This is a genomic window from Pseudomonas sp. CDFA 610 (genome assembly GCF_021147865.1).
Classification (GTDB): Bacteria; Pseudomonadota; Gammaproteobacteria; order Pseudomonadales; family Pseudomonadaceae; genus Aquipseudomonas; species Aquipseudomonas alliivorans.
On record NZ_JAGTPM010000004.1, the window covers coordinates 14,011 to 35,714 of the forward strand.

The window sequence follows — 21,704 nt, forward strand, 5'->3', positions numbered from 1 at the left end:
GGCAAGCCACCCACGGGTATGCATTCAGTCAGGAACGTTTGTTTTGGTTTTGCGCGTCTTCCGGACGTCAGCCGTCCCTCACAATCCCTTGATCAACGCCCGATAATCCTCGACGGCCGCAAACTCTTCAGTGTCCTTCGGGGCTTTCTGGCTGTTGGGCTGGCTGACGGCAAGCAAATGTGCGACACCGAAGCGACCGGCGCTACGCAGAATCGGCAGGGTGTCGTCGATGAACAGGCTGCGGGCCGGGTCAAAGGCGGTGTCGGCGTGCAGCGCATCCCAGAACTGCTGGTTTTCTTTGGGAAAGCCATAGTCATGTGAACTGATCAAACGCTCGAAGTAGGGCGCCAGTTCAATCCGCTCCATCTTCAAGGACAGCGAATCGCGATGGGCATTGGTGATCATGATCACCCGCTTGCCTGCCTGTTTGATCGCGGCCAGAAAGGTCTCTGCATCCGGGCGCAGCGCAATCATGTGGGCGATTTCCCGCTTCAGGTCGCGTACTGACAGCTTCAGCTCGGCGCTCCAGAAATCCAGGCAATACCAGTTGAGCGTGCCTGCGTTGCGCTCGAACAACGGTTTCAATTCCAGCCAGGCCATGGCGAAACTGATGCCGTGCAGTTCGGCATAACGCTGCGGCAGGTGTTGCAACCAGAAATGGTCGTCGTAATGCAGATCGAGCAAGGTGCCGTCCATATCCAGCAGGACGGTATCAATTTCGCTCCAGGGCATGGAAAGCATGGTTGCCTCTTGGGAGTGGGTTTTGATGAGTCATCATATCCGACACAAACATTCGGAAAAGCCGCGTTATAGTACCCCGTCCATGTGAAGGAGCCTGTCATGCGTCAGAAACCAACCGTTCTTGCCCGCGCCATTGTCGCCAGCAGTCGTCTGTTCCGCGTGGAAGAACTGCAGTTGCGCTTTGCCAACGGTGTCGAACGCACCTATGAGCGTCTGGTTGGCAGAGGGCCTGGCTATGGCGCAGTGATGATCGTGGCGATGCTCGATGCCGACCACGCTATCCTCATCGAAGAGTATTGCGGCGGCACCGACGAGTACGAGCTGTCGTTGCCCAAAGGCCTTGTCGAGCCAGGCGAAGATATCCTCGCCGCGGCCAACCGTGAACTCAAGGAAGAGGCCGGTTTCGGCGCGCGCCAACTGGAGCACCTGACCGAGCTGTCGCTTTCGCCCGGCTACATGAACCAGAAAATCCAGGTCGTGCTGGCGACCGATCTTTACGAAGAGCGGCTGGAAGGTGACGAGCCTGAGCCGATCCGTGTGGACAAGATCAATCTCAGGGAGCTGGCGAGTCTGGCCCAGAACGCACAGTTCAGCGAAGGACGTGCCTTGGCTGCGTTGTACCTCACCCGTGACCTGCTGACCCAACGTGGACTGTTCCAACCATGACCGACTCGCTCGACAACCTGCCGCACCCGCTGCTCGCTCCTGTCATCGACCTTGCGCGCCAGGCGGGCGAGGCCATTCTGCCGTTCTGGCGCGCGAACGTCAGCGTGACCTCCAAGGCCGATGATTCGCCCGTCACGGCAGCCGATCTGGCGGCTCATCAGGTGCTGGTCGAAGGCCTTCTGGCGCTGGATCCGGCGATCCATGTGCTGTCCGAGGAAGATGCCGACATCCCGCTCAGCGAGCGTGCGACCTGGGAGCGCTGGTGGCTGGTCGATCCGCTGGACGGCACCAAGGAGTTCATTTCCGGCAGCGAGGAGTTCACCGTCAACGTTGCCCTGATCGAGCGCGGTCGCGTGGTGTTTGGCGTGGTGTCCATGCCGACCAATGACCGCTGCTATTTCGGTGGCGCAGAACTGGGCGCGTGGCGCAGTGACTCCCCCGGCCATTGCGAGCCGATCCAGGTGCGTCACGAATTGCAGGCCGGGCAAGCATTCACAGTGGTCGCCAGCCGCAGGCACTCCAGCCCCGAGCAGGAACACTTGCTGGCGGGACTGGCAGCCGGATTGGGACCGCTGCAACTGACCAACATCGGCAGCTCGTTGAAATTCTGCCTGCTGGCCGAAGGCGCTGCCGACTGCTACCCGCGCCTGGCCCCGACCTCGCAGTGGGACACGGCTGCGGCGCAGGGTGTTCTGGAAGGCGCGGGCGGCGAGGTTCTTCAGCTCGACGGCCAGCGTTTCACCTATCCCGCCCGCGAGTCGCTGCTGAACCCGTTTTTCCTGGCGCTGCCCGCCAAAGCCGAATGGCGCGAGAAACTGCTGGTGCTGGCGCAGTCTTGAGCTGATTGCTGCATGCCACGTGGAGCGATGGGCATGATCAGGGTCAATGTCCGTTCCTCACGCTCTGCGTGGGAATGCCTTTCAGGGCGCTCCGCGTTCGCTTACCGGTGCAGCACAAACTGCCCGGTAAACCTGACGGCCGGTTCATCGCTGCCCTGTGCATGAATGCGGGTCGGCAGCTCCAGACGTGCGCGGCCGCGACGCTGGTAGGTCGTGATGAACCTGTCCCACTGCGCCACATCAGGCGTATCGCACACGGCAATCGCATCTTCGCGAACCGGCAGCGGATAGCTGATCTGTCCGTCCTGAATCACGATGTGCCCGTCGTCAATCCCTGCTTCACGCAGGCGCAGGTGAAGCCAGCCCCATCCGGCCAGGACCGCGCCGCAATACAGGCTGCCGCCGAACAGCGTGCTCTTGTGGTTGACGTTGGGCGCCAGCGGCAGATGCAGGCGCAGCCGATGGTTTTGCCAGTCGATGACGCGGATACCCATCTCGCGAGTCAGCGGAATGTCGTGGTGCAACACCTGTTCCAGCGCCGCTGCTGCGTTGCCGGACAAAGGCGCCTGTGGCTCAATCGGTTTCATCGGACGCTCCGCTGCTGTCGCCGAAACTCAGACCGTGCTTGCGCAGCTTGTCATGCAGGGTCTTGCGCGGCACACCGAGCGCTTCGGCCAGGCTGCGCACCGAGCTGTGCGGGCGGGCCAGTTCGGCAGCAATCAGCGCACGTTCGAAACTTTCCACCTGCTCACTCAAGCCGCCACTGACGGGTGGTGCATCCGGCATCGCATTGCCTTCCAGTTCCAGTTCAAGCCCCAGTGCGAAGCGTTCCGCGGCGTTTTGCAGTTCCCGAACATTACCTGGCCAACTGTGACGCAGCAGCAGAGCGCGTTGGCCCGGCTTGAGTTCCTGCTTGGGAATACCGTGACGCGTGCTGGCTGCATCGGCGTAGTGCTCGAACAACATCAGCGCGTCTTCGCCCCGCTCGCGCAATGGCGGAATGCGCAGCGAGGCGACGTTCAGACGGTAATACAGGTCGGCCCGAAAACGCCCCTGATCCGCTGCCTGACGCAGGTCTTCCTTGGTGGCGGCGATGATGCGGATATCCAGCGGGATTTGCTGATTGCTGCCCATGCGTTCGACCACGCGCTCCTGCAGCAGGCGCAGCAGCTTGACTTGAACGTCCAGGCTCATGCTTTCGATTTCATCGAGAAACAGCGTGCCGCCATTGGCAAATTCGAACTTGCCGATGCGGCGTTTCTGCGCGCCCGTAAAAGCCCCCGGCTCGTGGCCGAACAACTCGCTTTCCACCACCGACTCGGCCAGCGCTCCTGCGTTGATCGCCACGAACGGACCGTTCCGACGGTTGGACAGGTCGTGCAGCGCCCGCGCTACTACTTCCTTGCCCGCGCCGGTTTCGCCCAGAATCAGCACGTCTGCGCGGGTACCTGCCAGCGCGCCGATCTGTTCGCGCAGACGCAGCATGGGTGCCGACTGCCCCACCAGACGCGTGCTCAGTTGTTGGCGATCACTCAGAGCCAGACGCAGGCTGCGGTTATCCAGCACCAGTCGGCGCAAGGCCAGGGCGCGGCGCACGCTGTCGAGCATGGCATCGCTGGCGAACGGCTTTTCCAGAAAGTCGTACGCCCCGGCGCGCATGGCTTTGACGGCCAGCGGTACATCGCCGTGCCCGGTAATCAGCAGCACCGGCAGGTCCGGGTCCTGTTCATGCAGTTGCACCAGCAGTTCCAGCCCGTCCATGCCCTGCATACGGATGTCGCTGACCACCACGCCCGGCCAGTCGCGACCGATGCGCTCTGCCAGCCCGTCCGCTTCGGACAGTGACAGAACGTTCAGGCCCGCCAGATCCAGGGTCTGGCGCAGCGCCTGACGCAGGTGGGAGTCATCGTCGATCAGCACCACCTGAATCTGGCTGTCGATGGCTGTGTCCGAACTCATGCAGATAGGTCCTCTGGCGGTTGAAGGTTGGCGCCGGAAGCGCCGGCACGCAGGCGCAGGGTCAACAGCGCGCCGCCGCTCGAGTGATTGGCGAACAGCAATTCGCCATCCAGCGCACGCATCAGGGTGTCACAGATCGCCAGACCCAGCCCAAGGCCCTGAGTGCGGGTCTTGGTGGTGAAGAATGGCTCGCGCGCTCGTGCCAGGGCCTCCTGGGAAAACCCCGGTCCGTTGTCGCGAATGTACACATTGACGCCTTCGCAGGTCTGCTCGGCACTGATCCACAGTTTGCGCGGCGGCCCCTTTTCAGTGAGCGCATCCAGTGCGTTGGCCAGCAGGTTGCCGAGCACTTGGCGCAGTCGGGTTTCGCCAGCCTGTACCCACAGTGTCGCGTCGGGCACGTCACGGATCAACTCGACTTCCATGGCGCGCCGACGTTTGGTCAGCAACGCCAGCGCGTCGTCCAGCGCCGGTTGCAGCGCCACGCTTTCCGGTGCGTGCCGGTCGCGTCGGGCAAAGGCCCGCAGGTGGGCGATGATCGATGCCATGCGCCCGGTCAACTCGCTGATCAGCTTCAGGTTGCCGCGTGCCTCTTCAGTGCGCTCATGATCGAGCAGCACTTCAGCGTTTTCCGCATAGCTGCGAATGGCGGCCAGCGGTTGGTTGAGTTCATGGCTGATGCTGGCCGACATGGTACCCAATGCCGACAGCTTGCCGGTCTGCACCAGTTCGTCCTGGGCGCGTACCAGCTCCTGTTGCGCCTGCTCGCGCTCCAGCACTTCCTGACGCAGCCGGCTGTTCAGGCCTTCAAGGTCGCTGGTGCGTTCGATCACGCGCATTTCCAGCTCGCGTCGGGCCTTGGCCTCGAAGGCAATGCGGTCCAGATAATGGCGGCGGCGCTGCATCATCAGGCCCAGCAACAGCATCAGGACCAGCAACGCCGCCCCGCCAATCGCCTGCACGGTGCGTACAGGGCGGTCGACCAAAGCGCGGGGCGCAAGGATATTCACGTTCCAGCCGGTTTCGGTGATTGCCTGACTTTGGGTCAGCCATGCGTGATCATCGATGTTGAGCGGACGCGGGTCGCGAGTGGGGTAGGGCTGGATTGCAACGATGGCTTTCTTTTCGTCATCGGTCAGGTCACGTGTTGCCCGGAAGCGCCATTCCGGGTTGGAAGTCAGGATCACCACGCCGTTCTGGTCGGTCAGCAACAGTTGCTCGGGCGTCTTGCCCCAAAGTGTTTCGGTGTGGTCCAGATCGACCTTGACCACCAGCACACCGATCACCCGTTCGCCATCGTGCACGGGACCGGCGAAGAAGTAACCGCGCTTGACCGACGTTGTGCCCAGGCCGAAGAACCGGCCCGTTCTGCCGGCCAGTGCGTCGGTGAAGTAAGGACGAAACGAGAAGTTGCGACCGACGAAGCTGTCGCGCTGATCCGAATTGGATGCCGCCAGCGTGAGGCCCTTTGCGTCCATCAGGTACATGACATCCGCACCGGTCTGTTGCGAGATGTCCCTGAGCAGGCGGTTGGCGTTGCCCTGCGCAGTGCTGTCGCCGGGCGTTGTCAGAACAGCGCGCAACGCGGGCAGGTCGCCGAGGATCTGCGGCAAAGTCTCGTAGCGGTGCAGCGTGCCGAGCAGGTTGGCGACGTACAGGTCCAGTGTCTGACGGTTCTGATTGGCCAGCTCGTTGCGGTAATAACGCTCGGCAAGGTGCTCCAGTGGCCACAACAACGGTGCCAGACAGAGGGCCAGCAGGGCGAGGCTGCGCCAGCGAGGGCGGGGAGGCAGGGCAGAGGTCATGGTCATTGGCAATCGCCGAGTGGTTGGCGGTGCCTGCAGCGGCTATCGCGAGCGACGCCGCTGACGTCGAAAGAGGTTCAACCCCTGGCAGCGACTGCGGCGCCTCGCGATGATGTCCCTGCGGGCAATGGAAAACCCGGTCGATCCTGACGTGGGCATCAAAAACCTATTATGCCCGGCACAACCGCGTCAGGCACCCGGACAAACCGCCGCTGCCAGAGCGGTCAGGCGAACAGTTCGGCTTCTTTGAGGCTTTTGCCCTGTTGATCTTTTGCCGACAACTGCGGTGCTGCGTCGAGTTGCCAGTCGATGGCCAGGTCTGGATCGTTCCAGGAGATGCAACGCTCTGCCGACGGCGTGTAGTAATCGGTGGTCTTGTACAGAAACTCTGCGTAGTCGCTCAGTACCACGAAGCCGTGTGCGAAGCCTTCGGGCACCCACAGCTGGCGTGCGTTCTCGGCAGACAGCTCAACGGCTACCCATTGACCGAAGGTCGGCGAGCTGCGACGGATATCCACTGCAACGTCGAGAACCTTGCCCACCGTCACGCGCACCAGTTTCCCCTGTGCATTGTCGATCTGGTAGTGCAGACCGCGCAGCACGCCTTTCTGCGAGCGGGAGTGATTGTCCTGCACGAACTGCCTGTCCAGACCGGTGGCTTCGCTGAACGCCTTGGCATTGAAGCTTTCGTAGAAAAAGCCGCGCTCGTCGCCGAATACCTTGGGTTCCAGAATCAGGACATCGGGCAGCTTTGTTGCAATTACATTCACGTGGTTTCCCCTGCGATCTTGAATAAATACTGACCGTAACCGGTTTTGCCGAAGTAGTCGGCACGCCTGAGCAAATGGTCACGGTCGATCCATTCGTTCTGATAGGCGATTTCCTCAAGGCAGGCAACTTTCAGGCCCTGTCGGTGTTCGATGGTCTGTACGTAGGCCGAGGCGTCGAGAAGACTATCATGAGTGCCTGTGTCGAGCCACGCGAAGCCGCGGCCGAAGCGCTCTACACGCAGGTCGCCGCGTTGCAGGTAGGCGTTGTTCACGTCGGTGATTTCCAGCTCGCCGCGGGGTGACGGCTTGACGCCTCTGGCGATCCGGATCACTTCGTTGTCGTAAAAATACAGCCCGGTCACGGCATAGCTGGATTTGGGCGCCTTGGGTTTCTCTTCGATGGACAGCGCACGGCCAGTCTCGTCGAAGTCGATCACGCCGAAGCGTTCCGGGTCCTTGACCCAGTAACCGAATACCGTCGCGCCGCTCGTGCGGGCCGCCGCCTGCTGCAACTGCACGCTGAAATGCTGACCATGGAAAATGTTGTCGCCCAGGATCAGGCACACTGAATCGTCGCCGATGAACTCCTCGCCAATCAGAAAGGCTTGCGCCAGCCCGTCCGGTTTCGGCTGCTCGGCGTAATTGAATTGCACACCGAACTGGCTGCCATCCCCCAACAGCTTGCGGTACTGCGGCAAATCCTCCGGCGTGGAGATGATCAGAATTTCCCGGATGCCGGCCAGCATCAGCACCGACAGCGGGTAATAGATCATGGGTTTGTCGTATATCGGCAGCAACTGCTTGGACAGGCCAAGCGTGATGGGGTGCAGGCGGGTGCCGGAGCCCCCGGCCAGAACGATGCCTTTGGTCATGCAATCAGGTCCTTGTGGTCAGTGAAGCCCAGTCGTTCTCCTTGATAACTGCCATCCTGAACCCTGCGGCACCAGTCCAGGTTATCGAGATACCATTGCACGGTCTTGCGCAGCCCGGACTCGAAGGTCTCTTCGGGTGTCCAGCCCAGCTCCCGTTCGATCTTGCCGGCGTCTATCGCATAGCGCAGGTCGTGACCCGGACGATCGGCCACATAGGTGATCAGCTCGCTGTACTGCTGCACGCCCGCCGGTTTCTGCGGGGCCAGCTCATCCAGCAATGTGCAGATGCCGCGCACCACATCAATGTTCTTCTGCTCGTTATGCCCGCCGATGTTGTAGGTCTCTGCGACTACGCCGTCGGTGACCACCTTGAGCAGCGCACGAGCGTGGTCTTCCACGTAGAGCCAGTCACGCACCTGCAAGCCGTTGCCGTAGACCGGCAGTGGCTTGCCCGCGAGGGCGTTGAGGATCACCAACGGGATCAGCTTCTCGGGAAAGTGAAACGGCCCGTAATTGTTCGAGCAGTTGGTGAGCACCACCGGCAACCCGTAAGTGCGATGCCAGGCACGGACCAGATGGTCGGACGCCGCCTTGCTGGCTGAATACGGCGAGCTGGGCGCGTAGGGTGTGGTCTCGGTGAACAGGTCATCGACGCCATGCAGGTCGCCATACACTTCGTCGGTAGAAATGTGGTGAAAACGAAACGCCTGACGCTCGGCCTCGGGCAATTTCAGCCAATAGGCGCGTGTGGCTTCCAGCAGGCTGTAGGTGCCCACGATGTTGGTCTGAATGAACGCTGCAGGACCGTCGATGGAGCGGTCGACATGGGATTCAGCCGCCAGGTGCATGATCGCCTGTGGCTCGAACCGTGACAGCAAGGCGCCGACGGCGGCCTGATCGCAGATGTCGGCCTGCACGAACTCATAACGCGTGTCGGTTGCAATCGATTGCAGCGACTCAAGGTTTCCCGCGTAGGTCAACTTGTCGAGGTTCAGCACCTCGTTTTCGGTGTTCTGTATCAGGTGTCGAATCAATGCAGAGCCGATAAAGCCTGCGCCTCCGGTAACGAGTATTCGCATGAACTGACCTTCAAAGTGTGTTTGACGTAATGCAGCATAGCGTTTGATAACGACCCACAGCATCAGCCAAGACATCGCGCGCGGGGCATGAAATAAATTGATTCGTGTTCCGTGGAGCGACAGTAAACCGACGTCGCGTTTTTATGCCTGAACGTGATTGGGTGCCTCGAGCCGATGCCCTTATAGTTGCCCCACCGAAAATAAAGCGCTCTGCCGTTCCAGCGAATAAAAACAGAGGTCCACATGCCGCTCGCCACGCTTATCCGTCGTTCCAGCCTGCCTTGTCCCGAGGTGAGTGCCGAACAGGCCCTGCAACTGCTCCGGCAGCACTATGGGCTGAGTGGCACGCTGAAAACGCTGGGCAGCCAGCAGGACCGCAATTTTCTGCTGGAGACCGAAAAGCGGCGCTACGTGCTGAAAATCTGCCACGGTGCCTACTCGGTCAAAGAGCTGGACGCCCAGCACAGTGCGCTTCAGCACCTGGCGGGGCACAGTGGCCTGAACGTGCCGGGCGTGATTCGTGCCAATGACACCGAACAACTGCTATCCCTCGAGATCGATGGTCAGCCGGTGCATATGCGCCTTCTGGAGTTCATCGACGGGCAGTCGCTGGGGTATGTCGCGCATCTGGGGCGTGACGTCGTGGTCGGGCTCGGCGAGCTGTGTGCGAAGGTCGACCGGGCACTGGCCGACTTCGAGCATCCGGGCCTCGAGCGCATTCTGCAATGGGACCCGCGCCATGCGTATGCGCTGATCAAGCACCTGTTGCCGGTGATCGAAAACGCCGACGCCCGCGCCTGTCTGATAGAAGCAGGCGAGCAGGCGCATCGACGGCTGCTCCCGCTGATCCCGGCATTGCCGGTGCAGGCCGTGCATCTGGATATCACGGAACACAACGTGGTCTGGCTGCGCGATGCTCAGCGGCAATGGCAGTTGCAAGGGTTGATCGATTTCGGCGATCTGCTGACCACCTGGCGAGTGGCGGATCTGTCGGTCACCTGCGCAGCGTTGCTGTACCACGCCGAAGGCGATCCGCTGTATATCCTGCCGGCCATTCAGGCTTACCACGGCATCAACCCGCTCAAGACCGAAGAGTTACAGGCGCTGTGGCCCTTGATCGTCGCCCGCTCCGCGGTGCTGGTGCTCAGCAGCGAGCAGCAGGCCAGCGTCGAGCCGGGCAATGCGTATATACAGGCCAACCTTGAAGGTGAATGGAACATCTTCGACGTCGCGACTTCAGTGCCAATGGCTCTGATGGAAGCGGCGATTCTGCAGACGGTGGGGCTGGCCTCGGCGTCTGTCGAACAACCCGCGTATGCGCCGTTGCTGCCAACCCTGGCGGGCGTGCAGCCTGCGCTGGTCGATCTGGGTGTACTCAGCGAGCACTTCGTTGCGGGTAACTGGGAGCAGAGTGGTATCGATGAATGCCTGCTCAGTGAAGCCGCGGAGCACACCGGTCTGGCCGCCAGCCGTTTTGGTGAGTACCGACTGTCGCGCACCTTGCCCGACAGCGTCCGTGAGCCTGACACCTTTGCCCTGCACGTCGAGCTTCATGTGCCGGCCGACACGCCGCTGCATGCACCTTTCGCCGGTGCGCTCCGATTGATGGCCGATGGCGCTGTGATGCTTGCAGGCGAGGGTGTGAGCCTGAGGCTCTGGGGCGTGATGCCCGAACTTCCGTCGCAGGGTCCGGTGGGCGCGGGCGATCTGATTGGCCGCGGCGCAGGCTCGCTGCTGCTGCAATTGTGTACCGCGTCAGACCTCAGTCCTCCGTTGTTCACCACGCCATCATGGGCCGGTGCCTGGCGCACGTTCTGCCCGTCGCCCGCTGCGCTGCTGGGTTTCGATTGCGACGCACCGGCGCTGGAAGATCCTGCGCATTTGCTGGCGCGACGTGACGCCAGTTTCGCCCGCTCGCAAAAGCACTATTACCAGGCTCCGCCGCAGATCGAGCGCGGCTGGCGCAACCACCTGATCGACATGCAGGGCCGCTCCTATCTGGACATGCTCAACAACGTGGCCGTGCTGGGCCATGGTCATCCGCGCATGGCTTACGAGGCGAGCCGCCAGTGGTCGCTGCTCAACACCAATTCGCGCTTTCATTATGCAGCCATCGCCGAATTCTCCGAGCGCCTGCTCAAGTTGGCACCGGACGGCATGGACCGTGTATTTCTGGTCAATAGCGGCACCGAAGCCAATGACCTGGCGATTCGTCTGGCATGGGCCTACAGCGGCGGACGCGACATGCTCAGCGTGCTGGAGGCCTATCACGGCTGGTCGGTGGCGACCGATGCGATTTCCACCTCGATTGCCGACAATCCGCAGGCGCTCAGCACCCGACCGGACTGGGTGCATCCGGTGACTGCACCCAACGTCTATCGCGGGCCGTATCGCGGTCCCCATAGCGCGCCGGAGTACGTGCGCAGCGTCGACCAGGTGCTGGAAAAGCTGGCCGGGCAGCAGCGTCAGGTGGCGGGTTTCATCTGCGAGCCGGTGTATGGCAACGCAGGCGGGATTTCCCTGCCGCCGGGTTATCTGCAGCAGGTCTATCAAAAGATTCGCGCTGCGGGCGGCGTCTGCATCGCTGACGAAGTGCAGGTGGGTTACGGGCGCCTGGGCCATTACTTCTGGGGCTTCGAAGAGCAGGGCGTGGTCCCGGACATCATCAGCATGGCCAAGGGCATGGGCAACGGCCATCCGCTGGGTGCCGTCATCACCCGCCGCGATATCGCCGAAGCGCTGGAAGCGCAGGGTTACTTCTTTTCCTCGTCAGGTGGCAGCCCGGTCAGTTGCCGGATCGGTATGGCCGTGCTGGATGTGATGGAAGAAGAACAGCTCCGGGACAACGCCCGAGTCATCGGCGACCACTTCAAGGCGCGTCTGCAGGCGCTCGCCGATCATCATCCGCTGGTGGGCGCAGTGCACGGCATGGGGTTTTATCTGGGCGTCGAATTCGTCCGTGACCGCCAGACCCTCGAACCTGCCACCGAAGAAACCGCTCAACTCTGCGAACGCCTGCGCGAGCTGGGCATCTTCATGCAACCGACTGGCGACTACCTGAACATCCTCAAGATCAAACCGCCGATGTGCACCACCCGCCAGAGCGCCGACTTCTTTGTGGACATGGTGTCAAAGGTGCTGCGAGAGCTGGAGTGATCCGAGCGCCCAATGATCATGCCCATGGTGCCGCGTCACATTGGATCTGACTGGAAGAGAAATACAGATTAATATCGATAAATAAAGCGATTAAGTGCTTGGAAAAGCCATTTATATCTTTTTATACAGATTTTTATCCGCTATAAGGGGGCAAGATTGTCATGACCGGTCTGCTATGGTCACGATCAACACCTTTGACCTCCCACTGGAGTCCTGATTGACATGACCACACTCAACAGCACGCCACGCGCCGATGGCTTTCACATGCCTGCCGAATGGGCCACGCAGACTCAGGTCTGGATGGTCTGGCCCGAGCGCCCGGACAACTGGCGTCTGGGCGGCAAGCCTGCGCAGGCAGCGCACGTGGCGGTTGCCAAGGCCATCGCACGTTTCGAACCGGTAACCGTCGCTGTATCCGCCGCGCAGTACGACAACGCCCGTGCGCGTCTGGACATGCCAAACATCCGTGTCGTGGAAATCAGTAACAACGACGCCTGGGTTCGTGACACAGGCCCGACGTTCGTCATCAATGATCGTGGCGAAGTGCGTGGTGTGGATTGGGATTTCAACGCCTGGGGCGGCTTCGACGGCGGCCTTTACGCGCCGTGGAATCTCGATTCGCAAGTGGCGAGCAAGATCATGGAAATCGAACGTTGCCCTCGCTACGTGACCGAAGGGTTCGTGCTGGAAGGCGGCTCGATCCACGTTGATGGCGAAGGTACGCTGATCACCACCGAAGAATGCCTGCTCAATCGCAACCGCAATCCACATCTGACCCGTGAGCAGATCGAGACCGTACTGAGCGACAGCCTGGCCGTGGACAAGATCGTCTGGCTGCCGGACGGTCTGTTCAACGACGAGACCGACGGGCATGTGGATAACTTCTGCTGCTACATCCGTCCGGGCGAAGTGTTGCTGGCCTGGACCGATGATCCCGAAGACCCCAACTACTCACGCTGCCACGCCGCACTGAGTATTTTGGAAAACACCCGTGACGCCCAGGGACGCGAGTTTATCGTGCACAAAATGCCGATTCCCGGCCCATTGTTCGCGACGGACGAAGAATGCGCAGGCGTCGATCAGGTGCATGGCAGTCAGGAGCGCAATCCATCGGTGCGTCTGGCCGGGTCCTACGTGAACTTCCTGATTGTAAACGGCGGCATCATCGCGCCGAGTTTTGACGATCCAATGGACGAGCAAGCCCGGCAAATGCTTCAAAAACTCTTTCCAGAACACGAAGTGGTGATGGTTCCAGGCCGGGAATTGCTGCTCGGCGGCGGTAATATTCACTGCCTGACGCAACAGCAACCGGCCCCTCATAAGGCCTAGTCAGTAATGATTAGTAACATCTGATAGTGGCCAACTGGTCCTGTTCTTGCTGCTTCAAGCCCATCAGCCGATGGGCTTTTTTTTGCGTAACACCTCGTAGCGTTTATCCGAATCTCATCTTTAATCAACAGGAGGCCTGATTCGTTTTCTTAGCGTGACTGTCACACAGCGTCCGTAAATTTAGCCCCTCAAGAATTAAGAGGTTGTCATTATGAACGCAGGTATGAGCCAGCACCGTGCTCGTGGGTTGTCTGCTTCTTCCAGTAACGAGGCCCGTCAGTTGATGGCGGATTGGTTAAGGACAACCAGGCCAGCAAAACCGAGACCTGATGTACGCGCCATGTTGTTACAGCGCTATCCGGCCGGTTTATTCAACGATGCCGAACTGGAGGCGTTGCTGGGTGTAATGAAGGATTAGGAACCGACCGCTCTGTTTCGGCCTTTTGCGTGTTTGACACCCTTCAAGCACTGGGACTAGGATTCGCGTCCCACCGCTTGTGGCTTTGCGCCATGTACGTGCATCAGTAGTCCACTGCGATGACATCGTGCGGCTGTCAGGTTTGGAACCTGAGAGTCCTGAACGGCTCCCGCCGTCGCCACAGCGCGTGTCAATTCGTATAAAAAGGGAAGACAGATGCTTAACACACGTATGGGTATGCTCGCACTGGGCATCATCAGCGCTGGTCAGGCCATGGCTCAAGGGCAGGCAGACTCCAAGGGTTTCGTCGAAGACAGCAGCCTGACCGTCAATCTGCGCAACGCCTACATCAACCGCGATTACAAGAACGACCGTGAAGACAAGGCCGAGTGGGGCCAGGCGTTCATGGGCATTTTCACTTCAGGCTTCACACAGGGCACAGTCGGTGTCGGCGTTGACGCGTTCGGCCTTTACGGCATTCGCCTGGACGGCGGCAAAGGTCGCGCCGGTGCCGGTGGTATCGACTTCTTCAAGAAAAGCGACAACGGTCAGGGCGACGCCGCCGATGATCTGGCCCGTGCTGGCGCGGCCGTCAAAGCCCGCATCTCCAACACCGTCATCAAGTACGGCGACCAGATGCCGCAGTTGCCCGTGCTGAGCTACGACAACTCGCGTCTGCTGCCGGAAAGCTACACCGGCACCATGATCACCTCCAAAGAGATCGATGGCCTTGAAGTGGTTGCCGGTCGTTTCACTCAGCAGGCGCGCAAGAGCGCCGAAGGGCGTGATAGCGGTGACCTGAAAAGCATCAACGTCTACGGTGCCAGCTACAAGTTCACCAAGGAATTCTCTGCCGCCTTTTACGCGTCCGACGACGAAGACGTGCTGAAGAAGCAGTACGTGAACCTGAATTACGTCTTCGCCTTGCCGCAGGATCAGTCGCTGACCCTGGACTTCAACGGCTACAAGACCAAACTGGACAAGGACTTCGCCAACAGCGACGACCGCGACAACAAGATCTGGAGCCTGGCGGCGACCTGGGCGGTGGGCATCCACTCGTTCACCCTCGCTCACCAGCGCAGCAGCGGCGATATCGGCTACGTGTATGGCGGCTACCGCAACGACGGCGGCACCAGCGATGGCGGTAACACCATCTACCTGGCCAACTCCTACTGGTCCGACTTCAACGGCAAGGACGAGCGTTCCTGGCAGGCCGCCTATGCGGTTGATCTGTCCGGTCTGGTCACGCCTGGCCTGAGCTACCGTGCAGCCTATGTCCGCGGCGACAACATCGACGATGGCACCGCTGGCAGCGGCAACGGTACCGAGCGCGAAATCTTCAGCCAGTTGACCTACGTCGTGCAGAGCGGCCCGGCCAAAGACCTGTCGATTCGTCTGCGTAACTCGTTCCTGCGTGTGTCGGCCGATGCTCAGGCGTACAACAGCGAAGGCAACGAAACCCGTATCTTTGTGGATTACCCGATCAACGTTTTCTGATCGTATGAACGGATAGCGTTTCAGCAAAATGCCTCGGTCCCGACCCGGGGCATTTTTGTCTGTGCCGAGCCCAGGCTGCTCAACGTGCGCTAGCGGCTTTGCTACCATGCGCTCACTTCCCGGAGCTGGTCACTGTCATGGCCCTTGCCGCACCCCCTGATCTTTCCGACATCGCCGTTCCCGTTCAGCCGCTGTCGCGCACCTATCCGCGTGGGCGCTTCATCGAACCGCACCAGCATGTGTGGGGGCAGGTGCTGTACGCCATGTCGGGCGTGATGTGGGTCGAAACGCCGCTGGAAGCGCTGGTCGTGCCGCCGCAACGCGCAGTCTGGTTGCCGCCCGGCGTCGAGCATGGGATTCGCGTGGTGTCGGACCTGGAAATGCGCAACATCTACCTGCGCCCGGCCATCGCCCAGACACTGGAAAGCACCGTGCAGGTGTTCGAAGTCGGCGGCCTGTTGCGCGAAGTCATCCTCAATCTGGTGGCTCTGGACCGGGACCGCGAGCAGGAGTATTACGATGCGCTGGTGACGCTTGGCCTGCTGGAACTCAAGCGCGCCCGCCGCTCGCTGCTGAAAATCCCCATGCCCGATGGTTCGGACCGACGGCTGATGAACCTGTGCCAGGCGGTCATGGGCGAGCCTTCGCTGGATATCTCGTTCGAACAGCACGCCGAAAATGCAGGCGCCAGCGTAAGGACGCTATCGCGTCTGTTTCAAAGCGCCCTCGGCATGGGCTTCGCCGAATGGCGCAGGCAGGTACAACTGGCTACTGCCGTGGCCGAAGTCATTCAGGGCGTGCCCGTCAGCCGCATTGCACGCTCGCTCGGCTATTCACCCAGCAGCTTCAGCGACATGTTCCGCCGTGAACTGGGCGTCGCGCCGTCGCAATACGTTGCCAGCAACGACCGTTCCTAGGACTGAGATGAGCCCATAGAAGCGGGTGCTCATCGTTACGCAAGACAGCGCCGCCCCCCATCTGGCCGATAAACAGAAGCCCTTGGCCGATCCGCATTCCAGCCCTTCCGTAGACTCTTCTCATCGCTTACCTCTTCGGAGCTTCTGCATGAGTTACCTCATTTCCCTCGCTATCGGCTTAGCTGTCGGTCTGTTGTACGGCGCACTGGATTTCCGCTCGCCCGCACCGCCGGCCATCGCGCTGATCGGTCTGCTGGGCATGCAACTGGGTGAACAGGCCTGGCCGATGGGCAAACACCTGCTGACCTCCTGGGTTTCCTGATCTTCAGTCTTTCACTTTCCAAAAGGCCTCCCCAATGAACGCCCTGCAATTCTCCCGAACCGGCGACCTCGCCGCCCTGCAATACGTCGAACTGCCAACGCCAAAGCCTGCCGAAGGCGAAGTGCTGATCCAGGTAAAAGCCGCCGGCCTCAACCCAAGCGACGTGAAGAACGTGCTGGGTCGCTTTCCCTACACCACACTGCCGCGCATTCCCGGTCGTGACTTCGCCGGCGTGGTCATTGAAGGCCCGCAAAGGCTGATCGGTCAGCAAGTCTGGGGCACCGGTAAAGAGCCCGGCTTCTTTCGCGAAGGTTCGCATGCCGAATACATCACCCTGCCTGCCGCAGGCGTCGCCCTCAAGCCCGAAGCCTTGAGCTTCGTTCAGGCCGCGAGCCTCGGCGTGCCATACACCACCGCCTGGGATGCCCTGCAGCGCAGTCTGGTGAACAGTGAAACACGTCTGCTGGTCATCGGTGCCAACGGCGCGGTCGGCCGTGCCGCCATGGCGCTGGGCAAGATTCTCGGTGCTCAGGTGATGGGCGCGGTGCGTCGTCCCGAGCAACTGCAAGCGCTGGAAGCCGATGGCTTCGCCGGCCTGCTGCTCGATGCCCCGGAAAGCCTTGGCAATCAGGTCAACGACGTCTTCAAAGGCGGCGCCGACGTCATCTTCGACACCACCGGCTTCTGGCTGCCAGCCGCCGTCCCTGCGCTGGCGCCGTTCGGCCGTATCGCAATCATCGCTGCGCCCGCTGACGGCCACGTGCAACTGCCTGCGCTGGGGTTGTACCGTAAAGGCGGTTCAGTGGTCGGCATCAACTCGCTGCTCTACGACTGCGCGACCTGCGCCACTATGCTGGATCAGTTCGGTCAGTTCTTCGATCAGGGGCTGTTGGCGCTACCGGGCGATCTGGTTGAATCGCCCTTGAGCGAAGGGGTAGCGCGCTATGCCGAGGTCAACGAGGGCAGGGGAGACAAGATCATTCTGGTGCCTTGAAACGGTGATCAGTTGTCCAGCGCGAGCAACTGAACGAACACCGCGAAACTGCCCAGGAACAGCCAGAAAAAACTGAACAGCCAAGGCGTGCGCTTGGAAAACAGCAGTGATTTCTTCGGCCCGGTTTCGCTGGATTCCCAGTCGCTGAACAGCGGCGAGTCGTCATAGGTCAGCCCGATGACCGGCTCGCTGCGCAGCAACCCCGCCTGCTTGCGATGCCAGTGCATGATGATGTCGCACGCCGCCCGGATGCCCGGCCACGCCGCAAGCGTGCAGAACAGCCCCAACAACGCCAGCATCGGCGGCACCACCAGCGTGAACATCACACCCCAATCCGTATTCGCGTTCGCCATCGACGACGCATAGGCAATCACCAGAAACGACTGCGCCGACAAATAGGCGTTGGTGCGGTTAGACAGGTTGGTCGTTTCGTAGTGAATCTCACGCCGGTAAAAATCGAGCCTTTCCTTTGGCGAGCCGAACAACTTGACCTGCTTTTCATCGACGACGTGCTCGGGCGTCTCGTCTGTGATAATTCTGGACACAGTTAGTTAATACCGAATGTTAAAGATGCTGGATAGACCCTGATTCAAGTTGAGCAGTTCGACCTAAAGTCGCCTGGAAGGGGACCGTTCATCCTGTAAATCCCGGCACACGACAAGGACCTCGTCATGACCACGACCCCAATCCTGCAAACCGGGCGCCTGCTGCTGACCCCGCTCCAACTGGCCGATGCACCTGCCATGCAACAGCTTTTCCCACACTGGGAAATCGTACGATTTCTGAACAATCGCGTACCGTGGCCTTATCCCGAAGAGTGGGAGATGACGCGGGATGAGTGGTTGAGGTGTCGTGTCGCAGACGTTTGATGCGCGTACTGACCAGGGCAGTCTCTAGGCAGCCCGGACGTGAAGCTGTACCTTCTGCAACCAGCCTCTACGGGACGATATGTGAAAACGGGTGCAGGTCAGCCAAAGCATGGATGAAAAGAAACTCAAAATCATGGTCTCCTCCACCGTTTACGGTGTTGAAGAATTACTGGACCTTGTTTATACGCTGCTGACCAGCTTCGGTTACGAGGTGCTGATGTCGCATAAAGGTACCCTGCCGGTATCTTCGGAACAGACCGCATTCGAAAACTGCCTCGCAGCGGTAAAGCAATGTGACCTGTTTCTAGGCATCATTACTCCTCATTACGGCAGCGGGGTAGACGGTACGGGCATCTCCATCACCCATCAGGAAATGAAGGCCGCCATCGCGCTGAAAAAGCCGCGCTGGTTTCTAGCCCATGATCATGTAGTGTTCGCGCGTATTCTGCTGAGGGACCTTGGCTACAAGGATCAGCAACAAAGACAGAGCCTCAGTCTGAAGCACAAGGCAACGTCGATCACCGATCTGAAAGTCATCGACATGTACGAAGATGCCACCATGGAGCAGTTGCCGTTGAATGAGCGTCAGGGTAACTGGGTTCAGAAGTTCGAACGTGATGGCGAGGCGAGCTTGTTCGTGACGGCACAGTTTTCTCGCTATCAGGACCTTGAACAGCGCCTCAGAGAGAACATGGGTGACAGTGCGCAGGTTGCCCGGCGCTTGAGAGGCGGCGATGAATAGAACACCTTCCCAGCTCAAGACACTATTGCAACTGGGTGAAACTCAGAACATCGAAGTCAGGACTCAAGCCAGCGTCGATGTCTGCGGGCCGCTGGTGTGTGCCTATCTCAATTCGCAAGGCGGTTATGTGCTCTGCGATATTGACGCGGACAGACCGACGCTTGGCATTGAAGAGGCGCAACACGCTGCGCAAACGCTGGAGCTTAAACTCAAAGACCAGATTCGACCGCCTGTGCTGTTTTCAGTGGAGGTACAGGAGATTGACGGACGTCAGGTGCTTGGTATCGAGATTCCTTCAGGCAAAGACATTCCCTATGCTTTTCGCGATGCCATCTATGTCCGCCAAGGGAATCAGGCGTTGAGGGCAGGTGTTGACGTCATTCGGGACATGATTCTGCGCAAACAGATCGAGCCTGAGCGCTGGGAGCGACTGTTTTCTCCCGAGCTGGACGAGCAGCAGTTATCGCGTTCCGCCTGCCATAAGTTGCTCGCGGCCTCTCGCACGCCGACCGATGCCAGAGAGTCCGGGCAAGGTCTTCTGCATCAATTGCAGTTCTTGTCGCTCGCGAAATATGGCCGTCTTACTAACGCTGCGGACGTCCTGCTGGCCGAGGACCCTGTACGTCGACATCCTCAAGCTCGCGTTCGAGCGGTCTGCTATCGCAGCAAGACGGCCGATGAGTATCAGGATCTACAGCACTTTGCCGGACCGATGACTCAGGTCATCGAGCAGCTGATTGCGTTCATCCTGCGTAATACGCCCTCCAGAGCACGGTTCAGCCAAGGCAGCCATCAGCGCGAAGACCTACCTCTTTACCCGGAAGCAGCGATACGCGAGGGTGTCGTAAATGCTTTTGCACACAGGGACTACAGCAGTTTCTCCGGCGGTATCAAGGTTGAAGTCAGCCCTACACGGCTGGAAATCTGGAACTCAGGAAGCCTTCCCGACGGTGTCGATACTGAAAAGCTGCAACAGGGTCACGTTTCCATTCTTCGCAACCCTGATATCGCCCATGCTCTTTACCTTCAGGGCTATATGGAGAAGCTGGGACGTGGCAGCTTTTTGATTCGACAGGCATGCGAGCAGAGCGGTCTTCCAGCACCTGAATGGCGCTCAGAAGCATCCTCTGGCGTCACCCTCACGTTCTTCACCCCGGAAGTCACCCCGGAAGTCACCCCGGAAGTCACCCCGGAAGTCACCCCGGAAGTCGAACGGCTCATTTTGGCCGTGAAGGGAGAGGTAAGGCGTGCCGAACTTCAACGCCGTTTGAATCTGGCGGACGCCGAACACTTTCGTAAACACTACCTGACGCCTGCGCTCGAGCAGGGCGTGCTTGTCATGACAATCCCCGATAAGCCGACCAGCAGCAACCAGCGATACCGCCTGACCAGCCTGGGCAATGTTATTCGCGCGGGGCTTGAGGAGGAATAACGAGCGGGGTAGCCGTGCCGATGGGCAGGCTACCTGACGGTCAGCCTCAAGCCGTCTCGACAACCCGCTTCGCCGCACGGGCTTCTTCCCGCGCTGCCAGCACCTCTGCCGATGCACGCTCGCCCTTGTAGGCCATCTGATTGAAGAACATGCCGTCAAACTGTTCCTGAGACGGCGTCTTGGTCACGGGGATAAGCAGCGCCGCCAGATCCAGCGTATCGGCGAAGTTTTCCTTGGTCAGGTTGTACCGGCCAAGGTAACTGCCGGTCCACGCCGAATCAGCCTCCACCAGATCGATGGCCGAATCGCGGTAATTCAACGCCGCTGCCTTCAGATCACTGGAATTGTTCAGCAGCCCATTCAGACGATCCATCTCGGCCGCATTCAACTGCCCGCCGGTATTGAGCGCCTTCAGGCTGCCGTCTTCTGCAACCGTGAAGCCAAACTTCTTGTCAGCCAGGTCCGGGTACAGATACGACAGCGCCGACTTAAATTCGTCGAACGCGCCCCTCATCACCTCCGTCACCCCACGATGCAACTCAGCCAGCCGCGGAAAATCCCAGGACTGAGGCGGACCGATCATCGTCTCGACCACTTCCATCGAGTCAATACTCGTCTTGGGCGGTTCGCTCGGATAGTAGACGGCAGCGGGCGTGGCATTGAGGATCGCCTGCTTCGCAGCCTCGCTCATCGGTTGCGCAGTGAGCTTCTGATCGGAAGGCGTCAGGCGGTCGGCCATCGACGGGGCAGTAGTGCTTAAGGAGATAATCATTTCATCAATCCATGATTAGAGTATGTGCAAGGGGTATCGACGGGGTGAGGGGATAGCTTTAGAGGGGAAGGATGAGTGGTGTATCAGGGGGGTTATAAAGTGTGACTGGTTTGGGGGCGGCGTTGAGGTTGGAATTGTTGCGTTGCAACGCTCGGTTGCTGCCTGGATTGCGTAGCGTTTGTGATGTGGAAATGGATGGCTTGCCGCGCTGCATGAATCGTCTCGCAGCGGGTACTTGCCTCTGGGGCAGGAGTGCGTCGCTTTACAGGTGAACGAGCCCCTTGACGGTGCGCTTTCTTGAAAAGCGTAAGAGGGTCGCGCGAGCAATGCGGGACCGGCACGCCACAAACAAAAAAGGCCCACCTTTCGGTGAGCCTTCTTCGGTCTTGCGTATGGTGCCGGCACCAGACGAACGGTAGCAGTCAGCGGGGCTAGATTTTCCGTGGGGCTGGAAGTCGGTGGAAAATTTGGCGTATCCCTACAAGTAACTATAAATAAATCAGCTAGTTATGGATCTCAGTGGAG

General features: G+C 60.0%; 20 protein-coding genes and 1 pseudogene. 12 read left to right on the forward strand and 9 right to left on the reverse strand.

All coding sequences use genetic code 11. From position 1 onward, the window contains the following. Positions 1 to 78 precede the first annotated feature (78 nt). On the reverse strand, positions 79 to 741 hold the full coding sequence (gene yrfG / locus KDX39_RS07920) for a GMP/IMP nucleotidase (protein ID WP_099227254.1): 663 nt from the start codon (positions 739 to 741) through the stop codon (positions 79 to 81). A gap of 99 nt (positions 742 to 840) precedes the next feature. Between yrfG and nudE the strand changes: the two genes are divergently transcribed. Further along, a complete protein-coding gene (gene nudE / locus KDX39_RS07925) occupies positions 841 to 1,407 on the forward strand; it encodes an ADP compounds hydrolase NudE (RefSeq protein ID WP_099227255.1) in 567 nt (188 codons plus the stop codon). Further along, a complete protein-coding gene (gene cysQ, locus KDX39_RS07930) occupies positions 1,404 to 2,246 on the forward strand; it encodes a 3'(2'),5'-bisphosphate nucleotidase CysQ (protein WP_231659956.1) in 843 nt (280 codons plus the stop codon). Before nudE ends, cysQ begins: the two co-directional genes overlap by 4 nt. Before the next feature lie 101 nt (positions 2,247 to 2,347). On the opposite strand, the gene KDX39_RS07935 is transcribed toward cysQ, so the two are convergent. From KDX39_RS07935 to rfbB, 6 genes are all read right to left on the reverse strand, one after another. After that, positions 2,348 to 2,833 carry a thioesterase domain-containing protein gene (locus tag KDX39_RS07935; protein WP_099227257.1) on the reverse strand — a complete coding sequence of 162 codons (486 nt, stop codon included), beginning with the start codon at positions 2,831 to 2,833 and terminating at the stop codon, positions 2,348 to 2,350. Then, a complete protein-coding gene (locus tag KDX39_RS07940) occupies positions 2,820 to 4,205 on the reverse strand; it encodes a sigma-54-dependent transcriptional regulator (protein WP_099227258.1) in 1,386 nt (461 codons plus the stop codon). Before KDX39_RS07940 ends, KDX39_RS07935 begins: the two co-directional genes overlap by 14 nt. Next, positions 4,202 to 6,010 (reverse strand): sensor histidine kinase, encoded by a 1,809-nt coding sequence (locus tag KDX39_RS07945; RefSeq protein ID WP_231660204.1) that lies wholly within the window; start codon positions 6,008 to 6,010, stop codon positions 4,202 to 4,204. Before KDX39_RS07945 ends, KDX39_RS07940 begins: the two co-directional genes overlap by 4 nt. A 224-nt stretch (positions 6,011 to 6,234) precedes the next feature. Further along, positions 6,235 to 6,780 carry a dTDP-4-dehydrorhamnose 3,5-epimerase gene (gene rfbC, locus KDX39_RS07950; RefSeq protein ID WP_025996600.1) on the reverse strand — a complete coding sequence of 182 codons (546 nt, stop codon included), beginning with the start codon at positions 6,778 to 6,780 and terminating at the stop codon, positions 6,235 to 6,237. Beyond that, positions 6,777 to 7,652 carry a glucose-1-phosphate thymidylyltransferase RfbA gene (gene rfbA / locus KDX39_RS07955; RefSeq protein WP_231659957.1) on the reverse strand — a complete coding sequence of 292 codons (876 nt, stop codon included), beginning with the start codon at positions 7,650 to 7,652 and terminating at the stop codon, positions 6,777 to 6,779. Before rfbA ends, rfbC begins: the two co-directional genes overlap by 4 nt. After that, positions 7,649 to 8,731 carry a dTDP-glucose 4,6-dehydratase gene (rfbB, locus tag KDX39_RS07960; RefSeq protein WP_231659958.1) on the reverse strand — a complete coding sequence of 361 codons (1,083 nt, stop codon included), beginning with the start codon at positions 8,729 to 8,731 and terminating at the stop codon, positions 7,649 to 7,651. Before rfbB ends, rfbA begins: the two co-directional genes overlap by 4 nt. A gap of 243 nt (positions 8,732 to 8,974) precedes the next feature. On the opposite strand from rfbB, the gene KDX39_RS07965 reads away from it, so the two are divergent. From KDX39_RS07965 to KDX39_RS07995, 7 genes are all read left to right on the forward strand, one after another. Further along, on the forward strand, positions 8,975 to 11,887 hold the full coding sequence (locus KDX39_RS07965) for an aminotransferase (protein ID WP_231659959.1): 2,913 nt from the start codon (positions 8,975 to 8,977) through the stop codon (positions 11,885 to 11,887). Positions 11,888 to 12,109: 222 nt separating this feature from the next. Next, a complete protein-coding gene (aguA, locus tag KDX39_RS07970) occupies positions 12,110 to 13,216 on the forward strand; it encodes an agmatine deiminase (protein WP_231659960.1) in 1,107 nt (368 codons plus the stop codon). A gap of 211 nt (positions 13,217 to 13,427) precedes the next feature. Continuing rightward, positions 13,428 to 13,634, forward strand: coding sequence for a hypothetical protein (locus KDX39_RS07975; RefSeq protein WP_231659961.1), 207 nt, complete (start codon positions 13,428 to 13,430; stop codon positions 13,632 to 13,634). 216 nt (positions 13,635 to 13,850) lie between these two features. Continuing rightward, entirely contained in the window at positions 13,851 to 15,131 is a 1,281-nt protein-coding gene (locus KDX39_RS07980) for an OprD family porin (protein WP_184322106.1), read from the forward strand. 137 nt (positions 15,132 to 15,268) lie between these two features. Further along, positions 15,269 to 16,048 carry an AraC family transcriptional regulator gene (locus KDX39_RS07985; protein WP_231659962.1) on the forward strand — a complete coding sequence of 260 codons (780 nt, stop codon included), beginning with the start codon at positions 15,269 to 15,271 and terminating at the stop codon, positions 16,046 to 16,048. Positions 16,049 to 16,196: 148 nt separating this feature from the next. Further along, complete coding sequence (locus KDX39_RS07990; protein ID WP_231659963.1) at positions 16,197 to 16,370, forward strand: DUF1427 family protein; 174 nt, start codon at positions 16,197 to 16,199, stop codon at positions 16,368 to 16,370. A 34-nt stretch (positions 16,371 to 16,404) separates the two neighbouring features. Next, positions 16,405 to 17,364 carry a quinone oxidoreductase family protein gene (locus KDX39_RS07995; protein ID WP_231659964.1) on the forward strand — a complete coding sequence of 320 codons (960 nt, stop codon included), beginning with the start codon at positions 16,405 to 16,407 and terminating at the stop codon, positions 17,362 to 17,364. An 8-nt stretch (positions 17,365 to 17,372) separates the two neighbouring features. On the opposite strand, the gene KDX39_RS08000 is transcribed toward KDX39_RS07995, so the two are convergent. Then, positions 17,373 to 17,909, reverse strand: a complete 537-nt coding sequence (locus KDX39_RS08000; protein WP_099227268.1) for a hypothetical protein — start codon at positions 17,907 to 17,909, stop codon at positions 17,373 to 17,375. A gap of 126 nt (positions 17,910 to 18,035) precedes the next feature. Here KDX39_RS08000 and KDX39_RS08005 point away from each other — a divergent pair. The 3 genes and pseudogenes from KDX39_RS08005 to KDX39_RS08015 form a co-directional block, all read left to right on the forward strand. Beyond that, positions 18,036 to 18,182, forward strand: a pseudogene (locus tag KDX39_RS08005) (GNAT family N-acetyltransferase); the annotation flags it as partial. Between the two features lie 160 nt (positions 18,183 to 18,342). Then, positions 18,343 to 18,975: a DUF4062 domain-containing protein gene (locus KDX39_RS08010; RefSeq protein WP_184322098.1), complete on the forward strand. Its 633-nt coding sequence runs from the start codon at positions 18,343 to 18,345 to the stop codon at positions 18,973 to 18,975. Continuing rightward, positions 18,968 to 20,407, forward strand: a complete 1,440-nt coding sequence (locus KDX39_RS08015; protein ID WP_210043803.1) for a Fic family protein — start codon at positions 18,968 to 18,970, stop codon at positions 20,405 to 20,407. Before KDX39_RS08010 ends, KDX39_RS08015 begins: the two co-directional genes overlap by 8 nt. Positions 20,408 to 20,453: 46 nt before the next feature. On the opposite strand, the gene KDX39_RS08020 is transcribed toward KDX39_RS08015, so the two are convergent. Further along, positions 20,454 to 21,179, reverse strand: coding sequence for a hypothetical protein (locus tag KDX39_RS08020; protein ID WP_184322094.1), 726 nt, complete (start codon positions 21,177 to 21,179; stop codon positions 20,454 to 20,456). Between the last annotated feature and the right edge of the window lie 525 nt (positions 21,180 to 21,704).

What these genes read in the sequence shown, in the direction of transcription:
- yrfG (WP_099227254.1), bottom strand. Translation starts at nt 741, where the DNA reads ATGCTTTCCATGCCCTGGAGCGAAATTGATACCGTCCTGCTGGATATG.
- nudE (WP_099227255.1), top strand. Translation starts at nt 841, where the DNA reads ATGCGTCAGAAACCAACCGTTCTTGCCCGCGCCATTGTCGCCAGCAGT.
- cysQ (WP_231659956.1), top strand. Translation starts at nt 1,404, where the DNA reads ATGACCGACTCGCTCGACAACCTGCCGCACCCGCTGCTCGCTCCTGTC.
- KDX39_RS07935 (WP_099227257.1), bottom strand. Translation starts at nt 2,833, where the DNA reads ATGAAACCGATTGAGCCACAGGCGCCTTTGTCCGGCAACGCAGCAGCG.
- KDX39_RS07940 (WP_099227258.1), bottom strand. Translation starts at nt 4,205, where the DNA reads ATGAGTTCGGACACAGCCATCGACAGCCAGATTCAGGTGGTGCTGATC.
- KDX39_RS07945 (WP_231660204.1), bottom strand. Translation starts at nt 6,010, where the DNA reads ATGACCTCTGCCCTGCCTCCCCGCCCTCGCTGGCGCAGCCTCGCCCTG.
- rfbA (WP_231659957.1), bottom strand. Translation starts at nt 7,652, where the DNA reads ATGACCAAAGGCATCGTTCTGGCCGGGGGCTCCGGCACCCGCCTGCAC.
- rfbB (WP_231659958.1), bottom strand. Translation starts at nt 8,731, where the DNA reads ATGCGAATACTCGTTACCGGAGGCGCAGGCTTTATCGGCTCTGCATTG.
- KDX39_RS07965 (WP_231659959.1), top strand. Translation starts at nt 8,975, where the DNA reads ATGCCGCTCGCCACGCTTATCCGTCGTTCCAGCCTGCCTTGTCCCGAG.
- aguA (WP_231659960.1), top strand. Translation starts at nt 12,110, where the DNA reads ATGACCACACTCAACAGCACGCCACGCGCCGATGGCTTTCACATGCCT.
- KDX39_RS07975 (WP_231659961.1), top strand. Translation starts at nt 13,428, where the DNA reads ATGAACGCAGGTATGAGCCAGCACCGTGCTCGTGGGTTGTCTGCTTCT.
- KDX39_RS07980 (WP_184322106.1), top strand. Translation starts at nt 13,851, where the DNA reads ATGCTTAACACACGTATGGGTATGCTCGCACTGGGCATCATCAGCGCT.
- KDX39_RS07985 (WP_231659962.1), top strand. Translation starts at nt 15,269, where the DNA reads ATGGCCCTTGCCGCACCCCCTGATCTTTCCGACATCGCCGTTCCCGTT.
- KDX39_RS07990 (WP_231659963.1), top strand. Translation starts at nt 16,197, where the DNA reads ATGAGTTACCTCATTTCCCTCGCTATCGGCTTAGCTGTCGGTCTGTTG.
- KDX39_RS07995 (WP_231659964.1), top strand. Translation starts at nt 16,405, where the DNA reads ATGAACGCCCTGCAATTCTCCCGAACCGGCGACCTCGCCGCCCTGCAA.
- KDX39_RS08010 (WP_184322098.1), top strand. Translation starts at nt 18,343, where the DNA reads ATGGATGAAAAGAAACTCAAAATCATGGTCTCCTCCACCGTTTACGGT.
- KDX39_RS08015 (WP_210043803.1), top strand. Translation starts at nt 18,968, where the DNA reads ATGAATAGAACACCTTCCCAGCTCAAGACACTATTGCAACTGGGTGAA.
- KDX39_RS08020 (WP_184322094.1), bottom strand. Translation starts at nt 21,179, where the DNA reads ATGATTATCTCCTTAAGCACTACTGCCCCGTCGATGGCCGACCGCCTG.